This is a genomic window from Burkholderia sp. AU16741, assembly GCF_002223345.1.
In the GTDB taxonomy this organism is placed as follows: Bacteria; Pseudomonadota; Gammaproteobacteria; order Burkholderiales; family Burkholderiaceae; genus Burkholderia; species Burkholderia sola.
Map to the genome: position 1 here is coordinate 1,583,425 of NZ_NKEZ01000003.1, position 23,496 is coordinate 1,606,920.

General features: G+C 66.3%; 22 protein-coding genes and 3 tRNA genes. 12 read left to right on the forward strand and 13 right to left on the reverse strand.

Features of this window, described 5'->3' with window-relative positions; translation table 11 throughout:
- Positions 1–102: 102 nt before the first annotated feature.
- The 6 genes from CFB89_RS09735 to tig form a co-directional block, all read right to left on the reverse strand.
- A tRNA-Asp gene (locus CFB89_RS09735) sits at positions 103–179 on the reverse strand.
- A gap of 23 nt (positions 180–202) precedes the next feature.
- Positions 203–278 (reverse strand) — tRNA-Val (locus tag CFB89_RS09740).
- 208 nt (positions 279–486) lie between these two features.
- A complete protein-coding gene (lon, locus tag CFB89_RS09745) occupies positions 487–2,910 on the reverse strand; it encodes an endopeptidase La (protein WP_089467667.1) in 2,424 nt (807 codons plus the stop codon).
- 197 nt (positions 2,911–3,107) lie between these two features.
- The gene (gene clpX, locus CFB89_RS09750) at positions 3,108–4,379 is read right to left on the reverse strand and encodes an ATP-dependent Clp protease ATP-binding subunit ClpX (protein WP_006489345.1); all 1,272 of its coding nucleotides are present in this window, start codon (positions 4,377–4,379) and stop codon (positions 3,108–3,110) included.
- A gap of 164 nt (positions 4,380–4,543) precedes the next feature.
- Entirely contained in the window at positions 4,544–5,197 is a 654-nt protein-coding gene (gene clpP, locus CFB89_RS09755; protein ID WP_006496351.1) for an ATP-dependent Clp endopeptidase proteolytic subunit ClpP, read from the reverse strand.
- A 140-nt stretch (positions 5,198–5,337) separates the two neighbouring features.
- Entirely contained in the window at positions 5,338–6,684 is a 1,347-nt protein-coding gene (gene tig, locus CFB89_RS09760) for a trigger factor (protein ID WP_089467668.1), read from the reverse strand.
- Between the two features lie 393 nt (positions 6,685–7,077).
- Between tig and CFB89_RS09765 the strand changes: the two genes are divergently transcribed.
- Together CFB89_RS09765 and CFB89_RS09770 are read left to right on the forward strand one after the other, a co-directional pair.
- Complete coding sequence (locus CFB89_RS09765; RefSeq protein WP_089467669.1) at positions 7,078–8,223, forward strand: glycerate kinase; 1,146 nt, start codon at positions 7,078–7,080, stop codon at positions 8,221–8,223.
- Between the two features lie 62 nt (positions 8,224–8,285).
- Positions 8,286–8,735 (forward strand): MarR family winged helix-turn-helix transcriptional regulator, encoded by a 450-nt coding sequence (locus CFB89_RS09770; RefSeq protein WP_006478574.1) that lies wholly within the window; start codon positions 8,286–8,288, stop codon positions 8,733–8,735.
- A 190-nt stretch (positions 8,736–8,925) separates the two neighbouring features.
- Here CFB89_RS09770 and CFB89_RS09775 read toward each other — a convergent pair whose 3' ends face one another.
- Together CFB89_RS09775 and CFB89_RS09780 are read right to left on the reverse strand one after the other, a co-directional pair.
- Positions 8,926–9,924, reverse strand: coding sequence for a 2-dehydropantoate 2-reductase (locus CFB89_RS09775; protein ID WP_089467670.1), 999 nt, complete (start codon positions 9,922–9,924; stop codon positions 8,926–8,928).
- A gap of 93 nt (positions 9,925–10,017) precedes the next feature.
- Entirely contained in the window at positions 10,018–11,175 is a 1,158-nt protein-coding gene (locus CFB89_RS09780; protein WP_089467671.1) for a helix-turn-helix transcriptional regulator, read from the reverse strand.
- Positions 11,176–11,307: 132 nt separating this feature from the next.
- Between CFB89_RS09780 and CFB89_RS34820 the strand changes: the two genes are divergently transcribed.
- From CFB89_RS34820 to CFB89_RS34825, 5 genes are all read left to right on the forward strand, one after another.
- A complete protein-coding gene (locus CFB89_RS34820; protein ID WP_179233398.1) occupies positions 11,308–11,481 on the forward strand; it encodes a hypothetical protein in 174 nt (57 codons plus the stop codon).
- 63 nt (positions 11,482–11,544) lie between these two features.
- Complete coding sequence (locus CFB89_RS09790; protein WP_089467673.1) at positions 11,545–12,738, forward strand: MFS transporter; 1,194 nt, start codon at positions 11,545–11,547, stop codon at positions 12,736–12,738.
- Positions 12,739–12,752: 14 nt separating this feature from the next.
- Positions 12,753–13,862 (forward strand): class II histone deacetylase, encoded by a 1,110-nt coding sequence (locus tag CFB89_RS09795; protein ID WP_089467674.1) that lies wholly within the window; start codon positions 12,753–12,755, stop codon positions 13,860–13,862.
- Between the two features lie 111 nt (positions 13,863–13,973).
- Positions 13,974–14,204, forward strand: a complete 231-nt coding sequence (locus CFB89_RS09800; RefSeq protein ID WP_089467675.1) for a hypothetical protein — start codon at positions 13,974–13,976, stop codon at positions 14,202–14,204.
- Between the two features lie 116 nt (positions 14,205–14,320).
- Positions 14,321–14,620, forward strand: a complete 300-nt coding sequence (locus CFB89_RS34825; protein WP_179233399.1) for a hypothetical protein — start codon at positions 14,321–14,323, stop codon at positions 14,618–14,620.
- Positions 14,621–14,769: 149 nt separating this feature from the next.
- On the opposite strand, the gene CFB89_RS09810 is transcribed toward CFB89_RS34825, so the two are convergent.
- A tRNA-Leu gene (locus tag CFB89_RS09810) sits at positions 14,770–14,856 on the reverse strand.
- Between the two features lie 237 nt (positions 14,857–15,093).
- On the opposite strand from CFB89_RS09810, the gene hpnD reads away from it, so the two are divergent.
- Positions 15,094–15,927, forward strand: a complete 834-nt coding sequence (hpnD, locus tag CFB89_RS09815) for a presqualene diphosphate synthase HpnD (protein WP_089467676.1) — start codon at positions 15,094–15,096, stop codon at positions 15,925–15,927.
- A gap of 10 nt (positions 15,928–15,937) precedes the next feature.
- On the opposite strand, the gene CFB89_RS09820 is transcribed toward hpnD, so the two are convergent.
- The 3 genes from CFB89_RS09820 to CFB89_RS09830 form a co-directional block, all read right to left on the reverse strand.
- Positions 15,938–17,158, reverse strand: a complete 1,221-nt coding sequence (locus CFB89_RS09820; protein WP_089467677.1) for a DUF1501 domain-containing protein — start codon at positions 17,156–17,158, stop codon at positions 15,938–15,940.
- A 67-nt stretch (positions 17,159–17,225) separates the two neighbouring features.
- The gene (locus CFB89_RS09825) at positions 17,226–18,728 is read right to left on the reverse strand and encodes a DUF1800 family protein (protein ID WP_089467978.1); all 1,503 of its coding nucleotides are present in this window, start codon (positions 18,726–18,728) and stop codon (positions 17,226–17,228) included.
- A gap of 134 nt (positions 18,729–18,862) precedes the next feature.
- Positions 18,863–19,141 (reverse strand): hypothetical protein, encoded by a 279-nt coding sequence (locus CFB89_RS09830; RefSeq protein ID WP_006478566.1) that lies wholly within the window; start codon positions 19,139–19,141, stop codon positions 18,863–18,865.
- Between the two features lie 258 nt (positions 19,142–19,399).
- On the opposite strand from CFB89_RS09830, the gene ompR reads away from it, so the two are divergent.
- From ompR to CFB89_RS09855, 4 genes are all read left to right on the forward strand, one after another.
- Complete coding sequence (ompR, locus tag CFB89_RS09840; protein WP_006478565.1) at positions 19,400–20,134, forward strand: two-component system response regulator OmpR; 735 nt, start codon at positions 19,400–19,402, stop codon at positions 20,132–20,134.
- Between the two features lie 41 nt (positions 20,135–20,175).
- Positions 20,176–21,537 (forward strand): ATP-binding protein, encoded by a 1,362-nt coding sequence (locus CFB89_RS09845; protein ID WP_089467679.1) that lies wholly within the window; start codon positions 20,176–20,178, stop codon positions 21,535–21,537.
- A 189-nt stretch (positions 21,538–21,726) separates the two neighbouring features.
- Positions 21,727–22,275 (forward strand): peroxiredoxin, encoded by a 549-nt coding sequence (locus tag CFB89_RS09850; protein WP_006478563.1) that lies wholly within the window; start codon positions 21,727–21,729, stop codon positions 22,273–22,275.
- A 76-nt stretch (positions 22,276–22,351) separates the two neighbouring features.
- The gene (locus CFB89_RS09855; RefSeq protein WP_050013297.1) at positions 22,352–22,879 is read left to right on the forward strand and encodes a carboxymuconolactone decarboxylase family protein; all 528 of its coding nucleotides are present in this window, start codon (positions 22,352–22,354) and stop codon (positions 22,877–22,879) included.
- A gap of 123 nt (positions 22,880–23,002) precedes the next feature.
- On the opposite strand, the gene ispF is transcribed toward CFB89_RS09855, so the two are convergent.
- Positions 23,003–23,488 carry a 2-C-methyl-D-erythritol 2,4-cyclodiphosphate synthase gene (gene ispF / locus CFB89_RS09860; protein WP_089467680.1) on the reverse strand — a complete coding sequence of 162 codons (486 nt, stop codon included), beginning with the start codon at positions 23,486–23,488 and terminating at the stop codon, positions 23,003–23,005.
- Between the last annotated feature and the right edge of the window lie 8 nt (positions 23,489–23,496).

The window sequence follows — 23,496 nt, forward strand, 5'->3', positions numbered from 1 at the left end:
GGAATTCGGCAGCCGCTCTCCACTCCGCGGTCACGTGCCCGCAAGTGGGCACAACGAACGATACAAATGAAAAAGCCCGCACAAGGCGGGCTTTCTTATTTCTGGCGGAGCGGACGGGACTCGAACCCGCGACCCCCGGCGTGACAGGCCGGTATTCTAACCGACTGAACTACCGCTCCTTGGTCTGGCTGAATCGTGAAACTGGTGGGTGCTGAGGGGTTCGAACCCCCGACCTACGCCTTGTAAGGGCGCCGCTCTACCAGCTGAGCTAAGCACCCGTTTCCGATTCGTTCCGACTGCGATCTGCGTTTTGCGCATCAACAATCAGCGAGCCCGCAAGTTTAATTCATCCCCGAACATTTTGCCAAGCCTGCGCGCGAATTTTTTAACGCACATGCTCGCACGACTCCGATGCGCATAAAAAAACCCGCGGACGTTGCCGCGGGTTTTTGTGAACGACCGTCAACAACGACGGTGTTCACGGCCTCAGTGCTTGACGACTTCCGTCGAGCCGGCATCCTTCCCCGCCTCGCCGACCGGCGCCGCAGCCTTCGCTTCTTCCTCCGGCGGCAGCGGCGTCGGCGAACGCTCGAGCGCGAGTTCCAGCACCTTGTCGATCCAGCGGACCGGCACGATCTCGATCGCGTTCTTCACGTTGTCCGGAATGTCCGCGAGATCCTTCACGTTCTCTTCCGGGATCAGCACGAGCTTGATGCCGCCGCGATGCGCAGCCAGCAGCTTTTCCTTCAGCCCGCCGATCGGCAGCACTTCGCCACGCAACGTGATTTCGCCCGTCATCGCGACGTCGGCCCGCACGGGAATACCCGTCAGCACCGACACCAGCGCGGTCGTCATCGCACCGCCGGCGGACGGACCGTCCTTCGGCGTCGCGCCTTCCGGCACGTGGATGTGGATGTCCTGCTTCTCGAACGCTTCGTCCTTGATACCGAGACGACGCGAACGCGAGCGCACGACCGACCGCGCAGCCTCGACCGACTCCTTCATCACGTCGCCGAGCGAGCCCGTACGAATCACGTTGCCCTTGCCCGGCATCACCGCGGCTTCGATCGTCAGCAGATCGCCGCCGACTTCCGTCCACGCGAGGCCCGTCACCTGACCGACCTGGTTTTCCTTCGCCGCGAGGCCGAAGTCGTACTTGCGCACGCCGAGGAACGTGTCGAGGTTCTCGCCATCGACCTTGATCGCGCCCGACGCCTTCTTCAGCAGCAGCATCTTCACGACCTTGCGGCAGATCTTCGACACTTCCCGCTCGAGCGAACGCACACCGGCTTCGCGCGTGTAGTAGCGGATGATGTCGCGGATCGCCTGCTCGGTGACCTCGATCTCGCCTTCCTTCAGCCCGTTGTTCTTCTTCTGCTTCGGCAGCAGGTAACGCTGGGCGATGCTGACCTTCTCGTCTTCCGTATAGCCCGACAGACGGATCACTTCCATCCGGTCGAGCAGCGGCGGCGGGATGTTCAGCGAGTTCGACGTCGCGACGAACATCACGTCCGACAGATCGAAGTCGACTTCGATGTAGTGGTCGGCGAACGTGTGGTTCTGTTCCGGATCCAGCACTTCGAGCAGCGCCGACGACGGATCGCCGCGGAAATCCATCCCCATCTTGTCGACTTCGTCGAGCAGGAAGAGCGGATTGCGCACGCCGACCTTCGCGAGGCTTTGCAGGATCTTGCCCGGCATCGAACCGATGTACGTGCGGCGGTGGCCGCGGATCTCGGCTTCGTCACGCACGCCGCCGAGCGCCATCCGGACGAACTTGCGGTTCGTCGCGCGGGCGATCGACTGGCCGAGCGAGGTCTTGCCGACGCCCGGAGGCCCGACGAGGCACAGGATCGGTGCCTTGACCTTGTCCACGCGCTGTTGCACCGCGAGATACTCGAGGATCCGTTCCTTGACCTTCTCAAGGCCGAAGTGATCCTCGTCGAGCACCTGCTCGGCGTTCGACAGGTCGTTGTTGACCTTGCTCTTCTTGCGCCACGGCAGGCCGATCAGCGTGTCGATGTAGTTGCGCACGACGGTGGCTTCCGCCGACATCGGCGACATCAGCTTCAGCTTCTTCAGTTCTGCGTCGGCCTTCTTCTTGGCTTCCTTCGGCATGCGCGCGGCGTTGATGCGCTTCTCGAGTTCCTCGAGATCCGCACCTTCCTCGCCCTCGCCCAGTTCCTTCTGGATCGCCTTGACCTGTTCGTTCAGGTAGTACTCGCGCTGGCTCTTTTCCATCTGGCGCTTCACGCGCCCGCGGATGCGCTTTTCGACCTGCAGGATGTCGATCTCGGCTTCGAGCTGCGCGAGCAGGTGCTCGAGGCGCTCGATGACCGGGAACATCTCGAGGATGTGCTGCTTCTGGTCGAGCTTGAGCGGCAGGCGCTCGGCGATCATGTCGGCGAGGCGGCCCGCTTCGTCGATGCCCGACAGCGACGTGAGAATCTCCGGCGGGATCTTCTTGTTCAGCTTCACGTACTGGTCGAACTGCGACACGATCGCGCGACGCAGCGCTTCCGTCTCGGCGCTGTCGGCGTGATCGGGCTCGAGCGGCATCACTTCGCAGGAGAACTGCGTCTCCTGTTCCTCGATCGACAACGCCTTCGCGCGCTGCAGGCCCTCGACGAGCACCTTCACGGTGCCGTCCGGCAGCTTCAGCATCTGCAGAATGTTGGCGATACAACCGACCTCGTACATGTCCTTTTCGGTCGGTTCATCCTTGGCCGCGGTTTTCTGGGCGACGAGCATGATGTGCTTGCCGCCTTCCATCGCTGCTTCGAGGGCCTTGATCGATTTCGGCCGGCCCACGAAGAGCGGAATGACCATGTGCGGGAAAACGACGACATCCCGCAGCGGCAGCAGCGGGAGCGTGATGCGTTCCGGCGGGAGAAGTTGGGTGCCTGACATTTCATTTCCCCATGAGTGGAATCAATTGTTCGGTAATTGAGGCCGCCACAACGAATTGCAAGCCTTCAAGTGCGGGAAATATTCGGTAAGAAAGTAACCACCGCGTGTCGAGTCAGAGTTACCCACAAGATAAACGAAAAAAAGCCGCCCACGGACTCATGAACGGCCTTTTTCGCTGAACATCGTCGGCAAGCCGGTCAGTTCGAACCCGCCACCTTCGGCGTGTCCTCGTAGATCAGCAAGGGCTTGCCGTCCCCATCGATGACATTCTCGTCGATGATGACCTTGCTGACCCCTTTCATCGTCGGCAGCTCGTACATCACGTCGAGCAACGCCTGTTCGATGATCGAACGCAAACCGCGCGCGCCGGTCTTGCGGCGAATCGCCTTGCGGGCGACTGCCTGCAACGCGCCCGGCCGGATTTCCAGTTCGACGCGCTCCATTGCGAACAGCTTGTGATACTGCTTGACGAGCGCATTCTTCGGCTCGACCAGGATCTTCATCAGCGCGGCTTCGTCGAGCTTGCCGAGCGTCGCGACCACCGGCAGGCGGCCGATCAATTCGGGGATCAGACCGAATTTGATCAGGTCTTCCGGTTCCGTCTCGCGCAGCACTTCGCCCGCGTCGCGTTCCTGCTTGCTCTTGACCGTCGCGCCGAAGCCGATGCCGGTCTTCTCGGTACGATCGGTGATCACCTTTTCGAGACCGTCGAACGCGCCGCCGCAGATGAACAGGATGTTGGTCGTGTCGACCTGGATGAAATCCTGGTTCGGGTGCTTGCGGCCGCCCTGCGGCGGCACCGACGCCATCGTGCCCTCGACGAGCTTCAGCAGCGCCTGCTGGACACCCTCGCCCGACACGTCGCGCGTGATCGACGGGTTGTCCGACTTGCGGCTGATCTTGTCGATTTCGTCGATGTAGACGATCCCGCGCTGGGCCTTGTCGACCTCGTAGTTGCAGTTCTGCAACAGCTTCTGGATGATGTTCTCGACGTCCTCGCCGACGTAGCCGGCTTCGGTCAGCGTCGTCGCGTCCGCGATCACGAACGGCACGTTGAGCAACCGCGCGAGCGTCTGCGCGAGCAACGTCTTGCCGGAGCCCGTCGGGCCGATCAGCAGGATGTTGCTCTTCGACAGCTCGACGTCGTCCTTCTTGTCGAGATGCTTCAGGCGCTTGTAGTGGTTGTACACGGCCACCGCGAGGATTTTCTTCGCGCGCTCCTGGCCGATCACGTACTGATCGAGGATGTCGCGAATTTCCTGCGGACTCGGCAAATCCGACCGGGACAGGCTGGCCTCGACGCCGGCGGCAGCCGCCTCGTCGCGAATGATTTCGTTGCAGAGGTCGATACATTCATCGCAGATGAACACCGACGGGCCCGCGATGAGTTTTTTCACCTCATGCTGGCTTTTCCCGCAAAACGAGCAATACAACAGCTTCTCGCTGTTCGAACCTTTTTTGTCCGCCATGAATGTAGAGCCTCCGGACAGGTAAATGACATGATACGCCGATTGCTCCGGACGCCGCGCCTAGGGCGCGACCGGAGCCGGCTGGATGCGCTTGCCGCAGATGCTCAGGGCACTCGGGACGTTTGAGGGCGCCGGCCCGAATCGGGGCGGCACCCCGTTTAAGCTCACGGGCGCTTCAATAGCACCTGATCGATCAGCCCGTACGCCTTCGCGTCCTCGCTCGACATGAAGTTATCACGGTCGGTGTCGCGCGCGATGCGCTCGACGTCCTGGCCCGTGTGCTGCGCGAGCAGGTTGTTCAACCGCTCCTTCAGGTAGAGGATCTCGCGTGCCTGGATCTCGATGTCGGATGCCTGGCCGCGCGCGCCGCCGAGCGGCTGGTGAATCATCACGCGCGAATTCGGCAGCGCGAAGCGCTTGCCCTTCGCGCCCGACGCGAGCAGGAATGCGCCCATGCTGGCCGCGAGGCCCATGCACAGGGTCGACACGTCCGGCTTGATGAACTGCATCGTGTCGTAGATCGCCATCCCGGCCGACACCGAGCCGCCCGGGCTGTTGATGTAGAGGCTGATGTCCTTGTCGGGATTCTCGCTCTCGAGGAACAGCAATTGCGCGACCACGAGATTGGCGGTCTGGTCGTTCACTTCGCCGACCATGAACACCAGGCGCTCCTTCAGGAGACGCGAATAGATATCGTACGAACGCTCGCCGCGGCCGCTCGTTTCGACGACGATCGGCACCAGCCCCAGCGCTTGCGCCTCGAAACCCTGCGGCGCGTTCGAAGCAAGCATGTCCAGCAATTCAGCGCGAGTGATCATTCAATGAACCTTGTTCGAATGGAAAATTGAACGGAAGGAAGCCGCCCGCTCAATCGCCATATTAATGGCAACCGTGCGCTTGACGTAAAAACGGCGTGCGGGCCGTCGCTCCGACAGCCGGCACGCCGCTAGAGCAACACTTACGCTTGCGCCGATGCGCTCGCGAGTGCCTCGAAGCTCACTTCCTTGTCCGTCACCTTTGCCTTGCCCAGCACGAAATCGACGACGTTGCTTTCAACGACGAACGCTTCCATCTCGGCGAGGCGCTGCTGGTTGGAATAATACCAGCGGACCACTTCCTTCGGGTCTTCGTAGCTCTTCGCGAACTCGTCGACTTCCGCGCGGATCTGTTCCGGCTTCGCTTCCAGGCCGTTCGCCTTCACGAGCTCGGCCAGCACGAGGCCCAGCTTCACGCGGCGCTCGGCCTGCTCGGCGAACATTTCGGCCGGGATCGGTGCGTCCTTCGCGTTCGGCACGCCGCGCTGCGCCAGATCCTGGCGAGCCATTTCGACGAGGCGTTGCTGGTCCTGCTCGATCAGCGCCTTCGGCACGTCGAGTTCGGAAATCTTCAGCAGCGCGTCCATCACCTGGTTCTTGACGATCGACTGCGTGCGACGCTTCGCTTCGCGCTCGAGGTTTTCCTTGATTTCGGCGCGCATCTTCGTGAGGTCGCCGTCTTCGATGCCGAGCGACTTCGCGAATTCCGCGTCGATTTCCGGCAGGTGCGGCCATTCGATCTTCTTCATCGTGACCGTGAACTGCGCCGTTTTGCCGGCGACGTCCTTGCCGTGGTAGTCATCCGGGAACTTGAGGTCGAACGTACGCTGTTCGCCGACCTTCAGGCCGAGCGCCGCCGTTTCGAATTCCGGCAGCATGCGGCCTTCGCCGAGCACGAACGGGAAATCTTCGGCCGTGCCGCCCTGGAACGCGACGTCGTCGATCTTGCCGACGAAGTCGACCGTCACGCGGTCGCCGTTCTTCGCTGCGGTGTCCGCCCCGCCGTCGCCGTGCTCGCCGGCTTCGCCGCGTGCGTGATAGTGCACGCGCTGCTTGCGCAGGATGTCCAGCGTGCGGTCGATTTCGGCGTCGCCGATCGACGTGGTCGAGCGCTCGACTTCAGCCGTCGCCAGATCGCCGATCTTCACTTCCGGGTAGACCTCGAACGTCGCGTCGAACGCGTATGCGTCCTCAGCCTGTTCCTGCTTCGGCTCGAAGCTCGGCTGGCCGGCGACGCGCAGGTTTTCCGCGCGGCTGACCGTGAAGAATTCCTGGCCGATCTTGTCGCTCAGCACTTCCGCTTCGACCTGACCCGCGTATTGCTGGGCGACCATCTTCACCGGCACCTTGCCCGGGCGGAAACCGGGCATGCGCACGGTCTTCGCGAGTTTCTGGATGCGGGCGTCGATTTCCTTCTGCACGGTGTCTTTCGGCAAAGAAATCGTCACACGGCGTTCAAGCTTGCCGAGGTTCTCAACAACGTTAGCCATGGCTTCAATCGTCCTAAAATTATTCGAGCGAATCGGGTTTTCCTTGCCGTGCCTGCCTGCAGCATGCGGTGCGTCGCACTCGCACGCCGCGCCGGAGCGCCACGCCATCCCTGCACGCGCCGGATGGCTAGCGCAAGCGGCTCGGAGCACGGCTTTGGCCGGAAGAATCGACTATTCTAGCAAACAATTTTCGTCGTATCGCCAGATCGGTGCGACACGCGTGCGTCCCCGCCCCGTCGACAGCCCGTTGCACGGCCCTGCACGCGGATCGCCGCTATGCCGAACGGCATATCCACCTCGGGCCTTCCATCCTGTAAGCTCCGATAGCGTGTGCGCCGCCGTCATGGCGGCGACCATTCATTCTTCACACCAATCACGCCTTCCGGAGACACCATGCCGCACCACCCGTCCGCGCCTGTCGTCGTCATCGCGCCCGATTCGTTCAAAGGCTCGCTTTCCGCCGAGCAGGTCGCGGACGCGATCGCCACCGGCATTCGCCGCGCCCGGCCCGATGCGGTCGTGCGTTGCTGCCCGATGGCCGACGGCGGCGAAGGCACGCTCGACGCGATGCTGGCGGGCGGCGGCACGCGGCGCACGCTGCGGGTGGCCGGCGCGTCGCTGGCGGCGCGCGATGCGGCGGTCGGCGTCATCAATGCGCGCACCGCGATCGTCGAGACGGCCGAGATCGTCGGGATTACCGACCCGGTCGGCATGAGCGTGCCGGTCGACGCACGCAGCACGCGCGGGATGGGCGAGGCAATCCGCACGCTGCTCGACGACGGCCTGCGCCGCTTCTTCGTCGCGCTCGGCGGCAGCAGCACCAACGACGCGGGCGCCGGGCTGCTCGCCGGGCTCGGCCTGCAGTGCTTCGACGCCGGCGGCCAGCCGGTCGAGCCCGTGCCGTCGCGGCTCGCCGACATCGCGCGCATCGACGCGTCGGGGCTGGATCCGCGCCTGAAGGAAACGGAATTCGTCGGCATGTCCGACGTCGACAACCCGCTGACGGGCGCGCATGGCGCGACCGCCGTGTTCGGTCCGCAAAAAGGCGTGACGGCCGCCCAGGTCGCGACCCTCGATGCGGCCCTCGCCGGCTTCGCCGACCTGCTCGAAGCCGCGCTCGACCGCCGCGGCCGCGAACTGCCGGGCGCGGGCGCGGCGGGTGGCCTCGGTTTCGCGCTGCACATGCTCGGCGCACGCTTCGAGCCCGGCGCCGAAGTGGTCGCACGCCAGGTCGGGCTCGACGCCGCACTGGCCGGCGCCGACTGGTTGATCACCGGCGAAGGCCGCTCCGACGTGCAGACGCTGCACGGCAAGGCGCCGTTCATCGCATGCCGGCACGCGCAGGCGGCCGGCGTACCCGCATCGCTGCTGTCGGGCGCGGTCGATCCGGCCGCGTTGCCGCGCCTGTCCGAGCATTTCTCCGGCTGCTTTTCGCCGGCTCCCGGGCCGATCACGCTCGACGCCGCGATCCGCGACGCGGCCAATCTGCTTGCGAACGAAGCGGAACAGTTGACACGCCTGAAGTACGGTGCACACTGACCGTTGACCCGAGCGCGCGATACAGGAACAATCGGGCCCGCCCTTTTTCTTCAGGATTCGACATGAAAGGCCGTCAAGCCGGGCTCGATCAGTTTCTGACCTATCGCCTCCATGCGCTCACGAAGCGCTCCGACCGCGGGATCGGCGAGGTGTACCGGCACAAGCTCGACATCTCGCTGCCGGAGGCGCGTGTGATCGCCGCCGTCGGCGCGTTCGGCCCGTTCTCGATCATGGATCTCGCGCGCCACACCAATCTCGACAAGAGCCAGGCGAGCCGCGCGGCCGAAGCGCTGCTGCGCCAGGGGCTGCTCGAGCGCAGCGCGAGCGACGAAGACGGCCGGATCGTGCTGATCGCGCTGACCACCGACGGCCGCGCGCTGCATCGCAAGATCATGCCGATCGTGCGCAAGTGGAACGACGGTTTGCTCGCATGCCTGTCCGACAGCGAACGTCAGACGTTCGAGCGGCTGCTCGACAAGGTCGTCGCGCACGCGACCGAGCGCGACGACTGAGCCGCGTGGCGGGCCGGCCTCGCCGGATCGGCCAGCGCTGCCGGCAGAATTGATCCGACGAATCAGACAGGCCGCCCGGGTCGCGTCACGCCCGATCCGGGCGGCCCGTTTTGCATCATGCGGCCGGCGTCGCACGAAGCGCGCGTGGTCGCGTTACCGGCGGCCGAGAATTCAGCCGCCCCCGTGCGCACTACAACCCGCTGTTCGTCGCGCGCTGGCGCAACAACCCGAGCACCGCGTCGCAGTACGGGGTCGGCACGCCAAGCCTGCGGCCGAGCTCCGGAAACACGCCGAGGATCGGCCCGATCTCCAGCGCGCGCCCCGCCTCGAAATCCTGCAGCATCGACGTCTTGAACGCGCCGAGCTTGCGCGTGACCGCGATCCGCTCGGGGCCGCTCATCCCGGTGGACAGGCCAAGCCTCGCGCCGATCGCGGCCGCCTCCTCCATCATCCGCAGCGCGAGATCCTGCGTGAACGGATCGTCGAGCAACTGCTCGGCCGTCGACCCGGTCAGCGCGCTCAGCGGATTCATGTTCATGTTGCCCCACAGCTTCGTCCAGATCTCGGTCCGGATCGCGCGCGTCGACTCGACGTCGAAACCGCCGGCCGCGAGCGCCGCGGCGAACCGCGCGGTGGCCATGTCGAGCCGCGGATCGGGCGTGCCGACGATCAGCCGGTTGCCGCGCCCGCGCCGCACGACACCCGGCGCGTCGGTACTCGACGACAGGTGCACGACGCAGCCGATCGCCTGCGCGGGCGGCAACGCGGTCGACACCGCGCCGCCCGGGTCGACCGCATCGAGCGGCACGCCGTCGACCGCCCCTTCGAGCCCGTGCGTGAACCACCACGGCAGCCCGTTCATCGCCGCGACGATCACCGTATCCGGCCCGATCAGCGGCGCAATGCGCTCAGCCAGCGCCGGTAGCGCCTGCGCCTTCAGCGCGATCACCACGTAGTCCTGCACGCCGAGCGCGGCCGCATCATCGCTGGCGCGCACCGGCACCGACGAGGTCACGCCCGCCTCATCGATCACGCGCACGCCGTGCGCATTCAGCGCATCGAGCGTCGCGCCGCGTGCGTATGCGCTCACGCTCATGCCGGCGCTCGACAACGCGGCCGCGAGCAATCCGCCGATCGCGCCGACACCGACCACCGCCACGCGCACCGACCCCGAATTCGTGTCGTTCATGATGGCATTCCGTCTTCTGGAAACTGACGAGCATAACGCGCAATGGTTGTGCACACAACCATTCATACGGCGTACCGCATACGTTCGCACGCGTCAGCGCGGCACACCGCCGGCTTCCACCGCTTCGCCGTCGGTCGCGCCGCCCGTCGCGCCCAGCACGCCGGCGATCTGGCTCTTGTCGTGCATGCCGAGCTTGCGGTACGCGCAGCGCAGGTAGTGACGCACGGTCGTCGGCGAGATCGCCATCTGCTGCGCGACTTCCTTATGCGAACGCCCGGCGCCGTAATAACGGATCGCCGCGAGTTCGCGCGGGCTCAGCCGGTCGAGCAGCGAGCGCGGCCGCGCCTCGATCTGGAACAGCCCCGCGACGGGCACGCAGTGGATGCGCAGCGCGTCGCCGACGAACGGCTGGCCCGACTGGCGCCGCAGGTGCGCGACGAGCGGATCCGGCACGCGCGCGCCGGTCCAATCCGGCCATTCGGTTCGCAGCACGTCGTCGAAACCGTGATCGGCATGGTGCAGCACGCCGAAGTTGTCGCACAGCGCACGCGCCGCCGGCGCCGGCGCCGGCGCGACCGTGTCGCCGCGCTCGCGCGTGAGCTGCGCGGCGCGATTGATCGTCAGTGCGGCGGCCAGGTGCGGAATCACTTCCTCGAAGCGCCGCGCGTCGTCGTCGCTGAACGGCCGGTTCAGGCCCTGGCGGTAGATCGACATGAACGTCGTCAGGCCGAAGCGGCGATCGAGCGTACACACGCACATCAGTTGCGCGAGCCCGTACTTCACGCACCAGTCGCGAAACCGTGCATCGAGCCCCGGTTCGACGACCGTCAGCCGCACCGCACGGCCGTGCGCGCCGTGCAACGTGCGGTGCGCGAGCGGATCGCAATCGCGCACGCGCTTCCAGTCGGTGAAGAACGCGTGCGGCAACCGGTACAGAAAGCTGTTGTGCATCACCGGGCCGGTCGGCACATGGGTCGCGACGCCCGTCCATGCGGCATCGAACGGCATGAGTGCCTGCAACAGGGAAAGGAACCGGCATTCGAATTCTCCGATGGCGGACTGCGCGGCCACCGCGTACAGGTCGAGCAGCATCAGCCCGAGTTCGCGCTGCACTGCGTCGTCACGCGCGACGCCGTCGAAATCGGCGCGCCGGGACGGTAGCGGCGGCCATGCGAATTCGTCGAGGACGATGGCGGCCGGCACATCGCGCAGCGCGTCGAGATCCTGCCCGATATCCGTCGTGATCCTCACTTTCCGCTCCCCTGCCCGATCGGGCCGCTGATGTGCGCAACGGCACCGGCCGATTATAGCGAGCGGCTTTTTTGGCGGGCCACGGTGCCGGAACGCTCGCCGGCCCCATCCATTTGAACGGTGCGCCGCACGTTGCTGCTTCGCAGCAAGGCGCGCGGCGGCATCGCACTGCCTTCGCGCCGTGAGTCGCGGGTTTTCCGCACCGTCCATCTGGACGACTGTTCCGCCGCTTTCCCGCTGCGGACACTGCGTCGCGACAACACCAACGACAAACCGATGCAGGACGGCATGGAGAACCCGACGTGACGCGCAGTTCGGCGCGATGGTCGGCATGTACCACCTGTTCTGACTCCCCAACGAGATCCCGCCATGAAGACCCTGTCCCCGGATACCGCCCGCTCGCCGGACGGCCGTGCGCCGACGTTCGCGCGCTCGACGCTCGTCGCGCTCGTCGCGTTCGCGGCCATCACGCCGCTGCTGCTGCTCGTGGCGCCCGCCGTCGCCGGTCGGCTCGCGACGCAACTCGGCTTGTCCGCGTCGCAAGTCGGTACCTACTTCTTCGTCGAACTCGGCGCGTTCAGCCTCGCGACCGTGCCGTCGTACCTGTGGCTCGGTCGCATCGACGCGCGCCGCGTCGCCGCTTTCGCCATCGCGCTGTTCGGCGCGGGCAACCTGCTGACCGCGCTGTGGATGCCAGGCTTCGCCGCGCTGCTCGCGCTGCGCGCCGTCACCGCGCTCGGCGGCGGCTCGTTGATGGTGCTCTGCATGACGAGCGCGGCAACGAGCACAAACAGCGACCGCGTGTACGGCCTGTGGGTCGTCGGCCAGCTGATCGCGGGCGCGATCGGCCTGTTCGTGCTGCCGCACGTGTTCGCCGCATTCGGGCTGCGCGCGCTGTATGTCGCGCTCGCCGCGCTCGCGCTGCTCGCGGCGCCGCTGTCGCGCGGTTTTCCTTCGTCGCTCGGCATGCGGCCGGCATCCGTGCGCAGCGAAGCGCCGCACACGCCGCGACGCTTCGTCGTGCTCGCCATCGGCGCGGTACTGACGTTCTATCTCGCGATCGGCAGCGTGTGGACGTTCGCGAGCCGTGCGGCGGCCGATGCCGGGCTCGATCCGCAGTCGACCGGCAACGTGCTCGCGATCGCGAGCGTGATCGGGATCGCCGGCGCGGCGCTCGCGTCGTGCGCGGGCGGCCGGCTTGCGCGGCGCGCGCTGCTGGCGGCCGGTTACGCGCTGCTCGCGGCGTCGCTCGTCGCGCTCGCCGCGATGCATGACGCCGCCGGCTACAGCGCGGCGATCTTCGTGTTCAAGTTCGCGTGGACCTTCGTGCTGCCGTTCATCCTCGCGACCGTCGCGCAGATCGACGCATCGGGCCGCCTCGTCGCGACGCTCAATTTCGTGATCGGCGCGGGTCTCGCCGCCGGTCCGCTGCTGGCCGGCCTGATGCTCGATGCCGGCGGCACGATGCGCACGCTGTTCATAGCCGCGACGGCCGTCGCGATCGTGTCGTTCGCCGCGCTGCGCCACATCGAGCGCCCTTCTTCCGTTTCCTCCCAACCGTGAAAGGTCACGCATCCATGAATCGCACTGCCTTCTTCACCGACGAACGCACTTTCTGGCATACCGGCGGCACGCACGCGCTGTTCTTCCCGGTCGGCGGCTGGGTCCAGCCGCCGTCGAGCGCGGGCTACGCGGAATCGCCCGATTCGAAGCGCCGCTTCCTGTCGCTCGTGCAGGCGTCGGGCCTGGCCGCGCAGCTCGACCTGCGCGGCGCCGAGCCCGCGACGACCGCCGACTTGCTGCGCATTCATCCGGCGCACTATCTCGACGCATTCCGCGCGCTGAGCGACGCGAACGGCGGCGACCTCGGCGATCTCGCGCCATTCGGCACGGGCAGCTACGAGATCGCCGCGCTGTCGGCCGGTCTCGCGATCGCGGCGGTCGATGCGGTCGTCGGCGAGCGCGCGGCGAATGCGTTCTCGCTGTCGCGACCGCCCGGCCATCACTGCCTGCGCGACCGCCCGATGGGCTTCTGCCTGCTCGCGAACATCCCGATCGCGATCGAGGCCGCGCGCGCGAAGCACGGCATCGAGCGCGTCGCGGTGATCGACTGGGACGTGCATCACGGCAACGGCACGCAGTCGATCTACTACGACAATCCCGATACGCTGACGATCTCGCTGCACCAGGACCGCTGCTTTCCGCCCGGCTACAGCGGCGCGGACGATCGCGGCGAAGGCGCGGGCATCGGCGCGAACCTGAACGTGCCGCTGCTCGCGGGCAGCGGCGACGATGCCTACCGGTATGCGTTCGAGCGAATCGTGCTGCCGGCGCTCGCGCGTTTTCGCCCCGAGCTGATCGTCATCGCGAGCGGCCTCGATGCGAGCGCGGTCGATCCGCTCGCGCGCATGCAACTGCATACCGACAGCTACCGGTTCATGACCCGCGCGGTGAAGGAAGCGGCGCAGCGCCATTGCGGCGGACGGCTGGCGATCGTTCACGAAGGCGGCTATTCGGAGGCGTACGTGCCGTTCTGCGGGCTCGCGATCGTCGAGGAACTGGCCGGCATTCGTACCGAGGTCGCCGATCCGATGCTCGAACTCGCGATCGCGCAGCAGCCGGGCGAGCGGTTCGTCGCGTTCCAGCGTGAACTGCTCGACGAGCTGGCCGCGTCGTTCGGGTTGTAGCGCGCGGGAACGGACATGACGGGGCCGGCCCGCGCCGGCCCTTGCGCGATCGGTGCGGATGGGGTTTCCTGTGGCTTTACTCCCGTTCCGGCACGAGGCCGCACTCTTCCGATGAAATCGTCCCCGCGCGACAACAACGACAACGCCAAAACGCGCCGCGAGCCGTCGAAGCTGGCCCTGAACATCGCCGCCGTGACGGTCGGCCTCATCACGTTCGCGATCGGTGCGGCGTGGGTGATCTATAGCTGGGTCGTCGATCGCGAAGCGCAGTATTTCGCGATTCCGCTGGTGTTCTCGGTGCCGGTGATCGTCGCCGTCGCGATCCGCAGCTTCTGGGAATAGGCGCGGCGGAAATGGCGAAGCGCCGCGGCCGGGCGACGTGCGGCGCTTGATTGTCGAGCGACGCAACGCTCATCTACGAGCCATTTGCAGGACGGCATGCGCTCCCGGATTGTTGCATGCTGCCCTTCGATACGACACTGAGTGCGGACACGGCCAGCACCGTACCAACCGATTTCAGCACGGATTCCGCGGAAGGAGGCTCACCGCCCATGATCCGCCACCCTGCAGCAGTCGACGTGGAAGGAGAGCAGTCCAGCGGCTTCCTGACGGTCGCCTCGGGTCTTGCGCTCCACGCCACGTTGTCGGCAGGCGCGGCCGCGACAGCCGGCATGGCCAGCATCAGCGCCAGAACGCCGATTGACGTGCGTCCGGTGTTGGGCATCGACGGTCTCCGGTTGAACAGCCCGCGTGTATGAAAGGTTTTGTCATGGTACACGTTGCCCATTTACGGTACGTGCGCGAATGGCATCATCCCGGCCGAGGGCCATCAACAAAAAAGCGCTGCGGTCAGCCGACCGGCAGCGCTTTTTCGCGAACGGGCCCTGATGGAGGCACGTTCGATTTCTGGTGCGTGAGGCCGGACTCGAACCGGCACACCCTTGCGGGCGTCAGGACCTAAACCTGGTGCGTCTACCAATTTCGCCACTCACGCGTATTTCCGTCGCCTGACCGCGCGGACGTACGCAAGATGCGTGCTCCACGCGCCCGGGACTTCGCGCCGGCCGAAAACCGGCACGCCCGATCAGGCGAGCGCGAGATTCTACCCGATCCGTTCGGCGTTGTCTCGCCCCGTCGGCACCCGTCGTGCCGCGGTGCTAGAATGCCGCGCTCGACGTTTCGGCAACGCGCCGCCGCGCGTCCCCCGAACCCGCCCCACCCGATTTCGCCCGTGAACTTCGACGACTACTGTCAGCAAAAGGCCGCCCCCGCCGGCTCCAGCGTCTACTACGCGCTGCGCCAGGCGCCGCTCGCCACGCAGCCGCGCCTGACCGCGCTGTTCGCGCTGCGCCGCGAACTCGAGGAAACCGTCAAGGAAACCAGCGATCCGACCGTCGGACATACGAAACTCGCGTGGTGGCACAAGGAACTCGCGGCGCTGGCCGACGGGCAGCCGTCGCACCCGGTCACGAAGGCGCTGGCGCAGCATCACCCGGCAATCGCCGCCGAGGCCGATGCATTGCGCACGCTCGTCAACGGTTACGGGATGGACCTCGAACAGGCACGCTACCTCGATTTCGCGAACCTGCAGCGCTATATCGCGCAGGTCGGCGGCACATTCGCGTCGCTGGTTGCGCGCGCCAGTTCGCCGAACCCGGCCGACCCGCAGCCGTGGGCCGCGGACGTCGGCCGCGCACTGATGCTCGCGCAATTCGTGCAGGAGCTCGGCAATGACGCGCGCCACGGCCGCATCTACCTGCCGATCGACGAACTGCAGCGCTACAACGTGACCGCGGCCGATCTGCTGAATCGCCGCTACAGCCCGGCCTTCACCGAATTGCTGCAATTCCAGACGACCCGCGCGCGCGAAGCGCTCGAGGCCGCCGATGCGGCGATTCCCGCCTCCGAACGCCGCGCGCAACGCACACTGCGTGCGCAGCTCGCGCTGGCCGGCGCGCTGCTCGACGAAATCGCGCGCGACGGCTACCAGGTGCTGCACCAGCGCATTGCGCTGACGCCGATCCGCAAGCTGTGGATCGCGTGGCGCGCCGCGCGCCGTCGCTAAGCCGCGCGGGTCACGCCTTCAGCAGCGGCAGCGTGTCGAAACGCTGCTGCAGCACGCGCGTCGCATCGAGCCCCCACCACGACCCGAGCACGGTCGCATAAAGCTGGCGGAAATCGACCGCGACCGGCAAGTTGCCGTTGCCGTCGAGCCGCCCGAGCGCCGGTGGCGCACCGTACAGCCCGCCCGCCACGCGGCCGCCCATCACGAAATGCGGCGCGGCCGTGCCATGATCCGTGCCGTTACTCTGGTTCTCGCGCACGCGCCGGCCGAATTCCGCATACGTCATCACGAGCGTTTCGTTCCAGCGCCCGAGTTCGATCAACGCCGCGCGCATCGCGCTCATCCCGTCCGCGAACTGCTTGAGCAGCGCGGCCTGCTGCCCCGGCTGGTTCTGGTGCGTGTCGAAACCGTTGAGCGTCAGGCGCAGCACCGCGACACCGTCCTGCGCGCCGGGTCCGGACGCTTCGCACGCGGCCAGCACCTGCATCGCGGTCTTGACCGACGTGCCGAATGCGCCGGCCGGAAAGGCCGTCCTGAATTCGCGCATCCCGCCGCGCGGACGCAGCCGGTCGGCCGCTTTCACGATGTCGTTCTCGACGTCGATGATGTGCGCGAGCGCGGGGTTCTGCTCGCGCAACGACGACGGCTCGGCGAGCCGGGCCGCGCGGATGAACTGCGCGGGATTGACGAGCGCGATCGCACGTGCGCCGTTCGACAGCGGCCCCATCTCGGCGCTGCCGAGCACGACGCCGTCCGCCGCGAAACCGGGCGGCACGGGCGCTTGCGCAAACGTGCGCGTGAGCCAGCCTTCGTGCAGGTACTGATCCGAGCGCGACGCGGTGTCCCAGATCTCGATCGAACGGAAATGCGACAGGTTCGGCTGCGGATAGCCGACACCCTGCACGATCGCGACCTGTCCGTCGCGCCACAGCGGCATCAGCGGCGCGAGCGACGGGTGCAGCCCCGTCTGCGCGTCGAGCTGCAGCACCTGATCGCGCTTGATGCCGATGCCGCGCCGGAACTGGTAGTACAGCGGATCGGCATACGGCACCACCGTGTTGAGACCGTCGTTGCCGCCCTTCAGCTCGACGAGGATCAACACGTTCGCATACCCGGTTGCGGGCTTGCGCCCAGCCTGCGTCGCAGCAGCCGCCATCGCGGGCGCTTGCCACATCGACACGCCGGCGGCGGCCGCGGCGCCCGTGAGCGTCAGAAAATCACGTCGGTTCATCGCACATCCTTTGGTTCGCCGCCCGGCGTCTTTGCCGCGGCGGCTGCCCGCTTCGTCGTCGTTCGCATCATTTCAGTTGATAGGCCGGATCCATCAGCAACGCCTCGAGATACGCGCTGCCGGTCGAATCCGTGTCGATCGCCGCGACCGGCGAGAGTTGCAGCACCGCGTGCTGCAACTGCAGTTCGGTCGACAATCCCGCGATCACTTGCGGTCGAGCACGATATTGGGCCAGCCAACGCTCGAGGTCGAAACGCAGGCCGCCGCGCGCGGCCTTCGCGGGCGTGCCGCGCTGGCCGGCGGCGGACGCCGCGTCGACCACCGGCATCGCATGGGCGCGCGCGCCTGGCTGCGGCGCGATCGCGCGAGCTGGCGGCCGCATGCCGGCCGTCTCGGTCGCGCGGAACAGCTGCTCGACGAACTGCTTGCGCGACAGCAACGTGGTGCTGTTGATCCACAGCGCGCCGCCCGGCCAGCCCTTAACGTTCGGCGGATAGAACAGGTTCTGCCCGAGCGTGCGGACGGTGTCCGCGAGCATCTTCGGATCGCCGTACGCCACGTCGAACAGCCGCACCGACCCGACGACGAATTCAGCCGGCGATTTGACGAGCACGCCGCGGTTGCGCGGCTCCCAGAACGCGTCGGTCGACCACAGCGCGGCGAGCGCCGCGCGAATGTCGTAGCCGCTCGCGCGAAACTGTTCGGCGACCGCATCGAGCGCGCCCGGCTCCGGCGTATCGGACACGAACTCGCGCCACAGCTTGCCGGCGATGAAGCGCGCGGTGCCCGGCCGCTTCAGCAGAATGTCGAGAAAACCGTCGCCGTCGAACCGCCCGGTTTCGCCGAGGATCGTCTTGTCGCCGGCATCGTGCCATTCGGGTCGCACCATGAAGCGCAGCGTATCGGGATCGACGGTCCAGCCCGTCATCGCGCGCGCGGCTTCGGTCACGTCGTATTGCGTGTAGTGCCCTTCGCCGAGCGTGAACAGCTCCATCACCTCGCGCGCGAAATTCTCGTTCGGCCGCCCCTTGCGATTGCTCGCGCCGTCGAGATACTGCAGCATCGCCGGGTCCTTCGCGACCGCGTGCAGCAGCGTGCCGAAGTTGCCGAGCGCCTCGCGACGAAACAGCGCGTTCTGCGCGGCCATCGTCTGCGGGTAAGGCACCTTGTCCTGTCCGGACGTGAAATGCCCATGCCAGAACAGCGTCATGCGCTCGGTCAGCGGCGACGGCGTCGCGACCATCTCGTTGACCCAGGCCGCCCGCAACGCATCGTAGCGGCGATTGCGCTCGCGCTGCTCGTCGCGCCGCATGTCGGGCGTCAGCGCCTGGCGCTGCGCGCGCGTCGGCGGCGGCTCGGCGATCCAGTCGGGCCACGTCGTGACGGGTTCGCGTCGCACGCTGCCGAGCGTGTCGGCCACGACCTGCGCGCGCGTCATGCCGACGATGCGCGCGACCTCGGCGGGCGCGGGAGAGAAACCGGTGCGACTCAAGAAAAACAGCGCGTCGTCGGCATCGAGCGGCGACTGCATGGCGGGCGACGGCGCCGGTGCGGCAGCGTTCGCTTTCATCGTCATGGACTCCCGGAACGCACCGGCGGTGCGGATGCCCGTACAACGGCATTCGGCAGCAGAAAGTTGACGGAAAAAGTGCTACGAATTCTTTCCGCGCGGGCATTTCCGCGCAGGGCGAACGACGGCCCGCCTCAGCGCTTGTACAGCTCGCGAACGGCGTCTTCGATGTGCTGGCGCAACAGGTGCCGCTCTTCGGGCGTCATGTGCCCGTCGCGGCGGCGCTGTTCGAGATCGGGAGGCACGGCGGAACGGACCGTCATGTCGGCGGCACGATCGGGTTGCGGCGCTTTGCCGCGCGGCAGCTTGCGCGACGACGCGCCCTGCTCGGGGCGCTGCGCATACGCGAAGTTCGACGCATATGGACCGGCAAGCGCGATCGTCAGCATCAGTGCAATCCGGGCAGATCGCATGACCGTCCTCGCTTCTTTGGTCGATTTGTTCCCTTCGTCACGCGGCAACCGGCTACCTCTGGTACTTGAAAAACCCTGCGGAATTCGGGTGTGCAAAGATGAAAGATGGAGTGCAGGGGAGTATCTACCGAATTTCGGCTTCGAGTAAAGGAATCTCTATAGCGTGCCTTTACTCGGCGCGACACTACGGGTAAATTTTGTAACCGACTGTAACGCACGAAAATCCCCGGCCGTGCGTCAATTCCCATTCGCGATAAGATGCCGATCATGGAAACGAAAAACCCCTCCAAGATTCTCGTCGTCGACGACGACCCTCGCCTGCGCGATCTGCTGCGCCGCTATCTCGGCGAACAGGGTTTCAACGTCTACGTCGCGGAAAACGCGACCGCGATGAACAAGCTCTGGGTACGCGAGCGCTTCGACCTGCTCGTGCTCGACCTGATGCTGCCCGGCGAAGACGGCCTGTCGATCTGCCGCCGGCTGCGCGGCAGCAACGACCGCACCCCGATCATCATGCTCACCGCGAAAGGTGAAGACGTCGATCGCATCGTCGGCCTCGAGATGGGCGCCGACGATTACCTGCCGAAGCCGTTCAACCCGCGCGAACTGGTCGCGCGCATTCACGCGGTGCTGCGCCGGCAGGCGCCGGCCGAGCTGCCGGGCGCGCCGTCGGAAACCACCGAGGTGTTCGAGTTCGGCGAGTTCTCGCTGAACCTCGCCACGCGCACGCTGACGAAATCCGGCCAGGAAATTCCGCTGACCACCGGCGAATTCTCGGTACTGAAGGTGTTCGCGCGCCATCCGCGCCAGCCGCTGTCGCGCGAAAAGCTGATGGAACTCGCGCGCGGCCGTGAATACGAAGTGTTCGACCGCAGCCTCGACGTGCAAATCTCGCGCCTGCGCAAGCTGATCGAACCGGATCCGGGCAGCCCGCGCTTCATCCAGACCGTCTGGGGCCTCGGCTACGTGTTCATCCCGGACGGCGCCGCCTGAGCTTTTCCCTTTCCGGCTTCGCCCCGTCCACGGCCCGTCCCATGCCTATCGACCGGCGCCTTCTGCAGCTCGCGTTCGGCGGGCTGTTCTGGCGCACCTTCCTGCTGATCGCGCTGCTGATCTCGGTCAGCCTCGCCGCGTGGTTCCAGAGCTTTCGCGTGATCGAGCGCGAGCCGCGCGCGCAGCGCGTCGCGCTCCAGCTCGTCGCGGTCGTGAAGCTCACGCGCACCGCCCTGCTCTATTCCGATCCCGACTTGCGGCGCGCGCTGCTGCAGGATCTGGAGAGCAACGAGGGCGTGCGCGTGTACCCGCGCGAGAAAACCGACAAGTTCAAGCTGCAGCCCGACGAATCGCTGAACCGTCTGATCGAACACGACATCCGCAGCCGCCTCGGCGACGATACCGTGATCGCGCAGTCGGTCAACGACATTCCCGGCGTGTGGATCAGCTTCAAGATCGACGACGACGATTACTGGGTCGCGCTCGACCGCGACCAATTGGACAACGTCACGGGCCTGCAATGGGCCGGCTGGGGGCTGTTCGCGCTGGCGCTGTCGCTGTTCGGCTCCGCGTTCATCACGAGCCTCGTGAACCGGCCGTTCTCGCGGCTCGCGCTCGCCGCGCGCCAGGTCGGTTCGGGCCAGGCGCCCGAGCCGCTGCCCGAGCGCGGGATGGGCGTCGCGGCCGACACCAACCGCAGCTTCAACCAGATGGTGCGCGACCTCGAGCAGCTCGAGGCCGATCGCGCGCTGATGCTCGCGGGCATCTCGCACGACCTGCGCACGCCGCTCGCGCGGCTGCGGCTCGAAACCGAGATGAGCCCGTCCGACCAGGCGACCAAGGACGCGATGGTCGACGACATCGAACAGATGGACCGCATCATCGCGGCCTTCATCGACTACGCGCGCCCGTCGCAGCGCAAGCCCGAGCCGGTCGACCTGTCCTCGGTCGCGCACGAAGTCGCCGCGCGCGTGTCGGGCGAGGACGGCGTCCAGATCCGCACGCGGCTCGCGCCGAGCGCGATCATCGAAGCCGACGAGACCGACATGCGGCGCGTGATCGGCAACCTCGTCGAGAACGCGCGCAAGTACGGTCAGAGCAAGCAGGACGGCATCGCGCGCATCACGCTCGAGACGCGCGTGTCGCACGCGCGCGTCGAGCTGTCGGTGAGCGACGAGGGCCCCGGCATCCCCGAGGATCAACTGCCGCTCGTGATGCGGCCGTTCTACCGCGTCGACACCGCACGCACCAAGGCAGACGGCACGGGCCTCGGGATGGCGATCGTGCTGCGGCTCGTCGGCCGCTACCGCGGCGCGCTGCGCCTGCGCAACCGCCAGCCGGAAGCCGGCCTCGAAGTCACGCTCGAATTCCCCGGCGCCGGCAAGGCGCGTGCGACCGCGTGACACGTTCGCGCACGCATCTTGCGCGTCACACTATCGACCCGGTTGACAAAAGCTATGAGGATCGTTAGCCAAAATCTATTGAAGCGCAACACTAATAGTGTTATAGTTTTCCCCATGCTGTCACATCATCGTTGCAGCACCGAGGTAGCTTGACTCAGTCTTCTTCCCAACTCACACAGGAGTATCCGCATGAAAACCGTGGGCGATAAACTCGAAGCTTTCACCGTCGTAGCCGCGAAGCCGGGCTTCAATAATCACGAGGAAAACGGCCAGTCGGCGTTCGAGACCGTCACCGAAGCGTCGTTCCCGGGCAAGTGGAAGATCATCTACTTCTATCCGAAGGATTTCACGTTCGTGTGCCCGACGGAAATCGTCGAGTTCGCGAAGCTCACGAAGCAGTTCGAAGAGCGCGACGCCGTCCTGCTCGGCGGCAGCTCGGACAACGAATTCGTCAAGCTCGCATGGCGCCGTGAGCACAAGGACCTCGACAAGCTGAACCACTACTCGTTCGGCGACGTCAAGGGCGAACTGATCGACCAGCTCGGCGTGCGCGACAAGGAAGCCGGTGTGGCCCTGCGTGCAACGTTCATCGTCGATCCGGACAACACGATCCAGCACGTGTCGGTGAACAACCTGAACGTCGGCCGCAGCCCGGAAGAAGTCCTGCGTATTCTGGACGGCCTGCAAACGGACGAACTGTGCCCGTGCAACCGTGCAGTCGGCGGCGCAACGCTGTAAGCGTAGCAATGCACGAAGCCCGCGGCGCACGTCCTGCCGGCGGGCTTTTTTAACGGCCAACCCATAGGAGATATCAATGGAATTCATCGACTCGATTAAGGCACGTATCCCCGACTACGCGAAAGACATTCGCCTGAACCTCGACGGCACGATCTCGCGCTCGTCGCTCGAAGGCACCGACGCGGTCGGCGTGGCGCTGGCGGCGGCCATCGCGGCGAAGAGCACGGTGCTCGTGAAGACGATCCGCGAAGCCGGCGTGCTGTCGCCCGAAGAGACGAACGCCGTGCTGACGGCGGCCGCGCTGATGGGGATGAACAACACCTGGTATCCGTATGTCGAGATGGCCGACGACGCCGACCTGAAGACCCAGCGCGCCGAATTGCGGATGGGCGCTTATGCGACGCACGGCGGCGTCGACAAGCGCAAGTTCGAGATGTACGCGCTCGCCGCGTCGATCGTCGGCAAGTGCCACTTCTGCGTGAAGTCGCACTATGCGCTGCTGAAGAACGAGCAAGGGATGACGACGACGCAACTGCGCGACGTCGGCCGCATCGCGTCGGTGATCAACGCCGCCGCGCAGGTGATCGCCGCCGAAGGCGAATAAGCGATCCGGCCGCGCGGCCGTGAGCCGCGCCTGCCGCCAACGACAATGCCACGCATTCGCGTGGCATTTTTCATTTCGACGCCGCGGCATGCGGTGCGAACCGCACGCCGCGACGGCCGGACGTCAGCCGCCCTGCTTGACCAGCAGCGCCGCGGCCTGCGCCTCGATCCCCTCGCCGCGGCCGAGATAGCCGAGCTTCTCGTTGGTCTTCGCCTTCACGTTCACGCGATCGAGCGGCAGCCCGAGATCCGCCGCGATGTTCGCGCGCATCCCGTCGATATGCGGCGCGAGCTTCGGCGCCTGCGCGATCACGGTGCTGTCGACGTTCTGGATCGCGAAGCCGGCCGCCTTCACGCGCTCGGCGCACGCGCGCAGCAGCACGCGGCTGTCCGCGCCCTTGAACGCCGCGTCGGTGTCCGAGAAATGGCGGCCGATGTCGCCGAGCGCCGCCGCGCCGAACAGCGCGTCGGTGATCGCGTGCAGCAGCACGTCCGCGTCCGAGTGGCCCAGCAGGCCGCGCTCGTACGGAATCGTCACGCCGCCGATGATGAGGGGGCGCCCTTCGACGAGCTGGTGCACGTCATAGCCTTGTCCGATTCTGAAATCCATGCGTAATC

What these genes read in the sequence shown, in the direction of transcription:
- lon (WP_089467667.1), bottom strand. Translation starts at nt 2,910, where the DNA reads ATGTCAGGCACCCAACTTCTCCCGCCGGAACGCATCACGCTCCCGCTG.
- clpX (WP_006489345.1), bottom strand. Translation starts at nt 4,379, where the DNA reads ATGGCGGACAAAAAAGGTTCGAACAGCGAGAAGCTGTTGTATTGCTCG.
- clpP (WP_006496351.1), bottom strand. Translation starts at nt 5,197, where the DNA reads ATGATCACTCGCGCTGAATTGCTGGACATGCTTGCTTCGAACGCGCCG.
- tig (WP_089467668.1), bottom strand. Translation starts at nt 6,684, where the DNA reads ATGGCTAACGTTGTTGAGAACCTCGGCAAGCTTGAACGCCGTGTGACG.
- CFB89_RS09765 (WP_089467669.1), top strand. Translation starts at nt 7,078, where the DNA reads ATGCCGCACCACCCGTCCGCGCCTGTCGTCGTCATCGCGCCCGATTCG.
- CFB89_RS09770 (WP_006478574.1), top strand. Translation starts at nt 8,286, where the DNA reads ATGAAAGGCCGTCAAGCCGGGCTCGATCAGTTTCTGACCTATCGCCTC.
- CFB89_RS09775 (WP_089467670.1), bottom strand. Translation starts at nt 9,924, where the DNA reads ATGAACGACACGAATTCGGGGTCGGTGCGCGTGGCGGTGGTCGGTGTC.
- CFB89_RS09790 (WP_089467673.1), top strand. Translation starts at nt 11,545, where the DNA reads ATGAAGACCCTGTCCCCGGATACCGCCCGCTCGCCGGACGGCCGTGCG.
- CFB89_RS09795 (WP_089467674.1), top strand. Translation starts at nt 12,753, where the DNA reads ATGAATCGCACTGCCTTCTTCACCGACGAACGCACTTTCTGGCATACC.
- CFB89_RS09800 (WP_089467675.1), top strand. Translation starts at nt 13,974, where the DNA reads ATGAAATCGTCCCCGCGCGACAACAACGACAACGCCAAAACGCGCCGC.
- CFB89_RS34825 (WP_179233399.1), top strand. Translation starts at nt 14,321, where the DNA reads ATGCTGCCCTTCGATACGACACTGAGTGCGGACACGGCCAGCACCGTA.
- CFB89_RS09820 (WP_089467677.1), bottom strand. Translation starts at nt 17,158, where the DNA reads ATGAACCGACGTGATTTTCTGACGCTCACGGGCGCCGCGGCCGCCGCC.
- CFB89_RS09825 (WP_089467978.1), bottom strand. Translation starts at nt 18,728, where the DNA reads ATGAAAGCGAACGCTGCCGCACCGGCGCCGTCGCCCGCCATGCAGTCG.
- CFB89_RS09830 (WP_006478566.1), bottom strand. Translation starts at nt 19,141, where the DNA reads ATGCGATCTGCCCGGATTGCACTGATGCTGACGATCGCGCTTGCCGGT.
- ompR (WP_006478565.1), top strand. Translation starts at nt 19,400, where the DNA reads ATGCCGATCATGGAAACGAAAAACCCCTCCAAGATTCTCGTCGTCGAC.
- CFB89_RS09845 (WP_089467679.1), top strand. Translation starts at nt 20,176, where the DNA reads ATGCCTATCGACCGGCGCCTTCTGCAGCTCGCGTTCGGCGGGCTGTTC.
- CFB89_RS09850 (WP_006478563.1), top strand. Translation starts at nt 21,727, where the DNA reads ATGAAAACCGTGGGCGATAAACTCGAAGCTTTCACCGTCGTAGCCGCG.
- CFB89_RS09855 (WP_050013297.1), top strand. Translation starts at nt 22,352, where the DNA reads ATGGAATTCATCGACTCGATTAAGGCACGTATCCCCGACTACGCGAAA.
- ispF (WP_089467680.1), bottom strand. Translation starts at nt 23,488, where the DNA reads ATGGATTTCAGAATCGGACAAGGCTATGACGTGCACCAGCTCGTCGAA.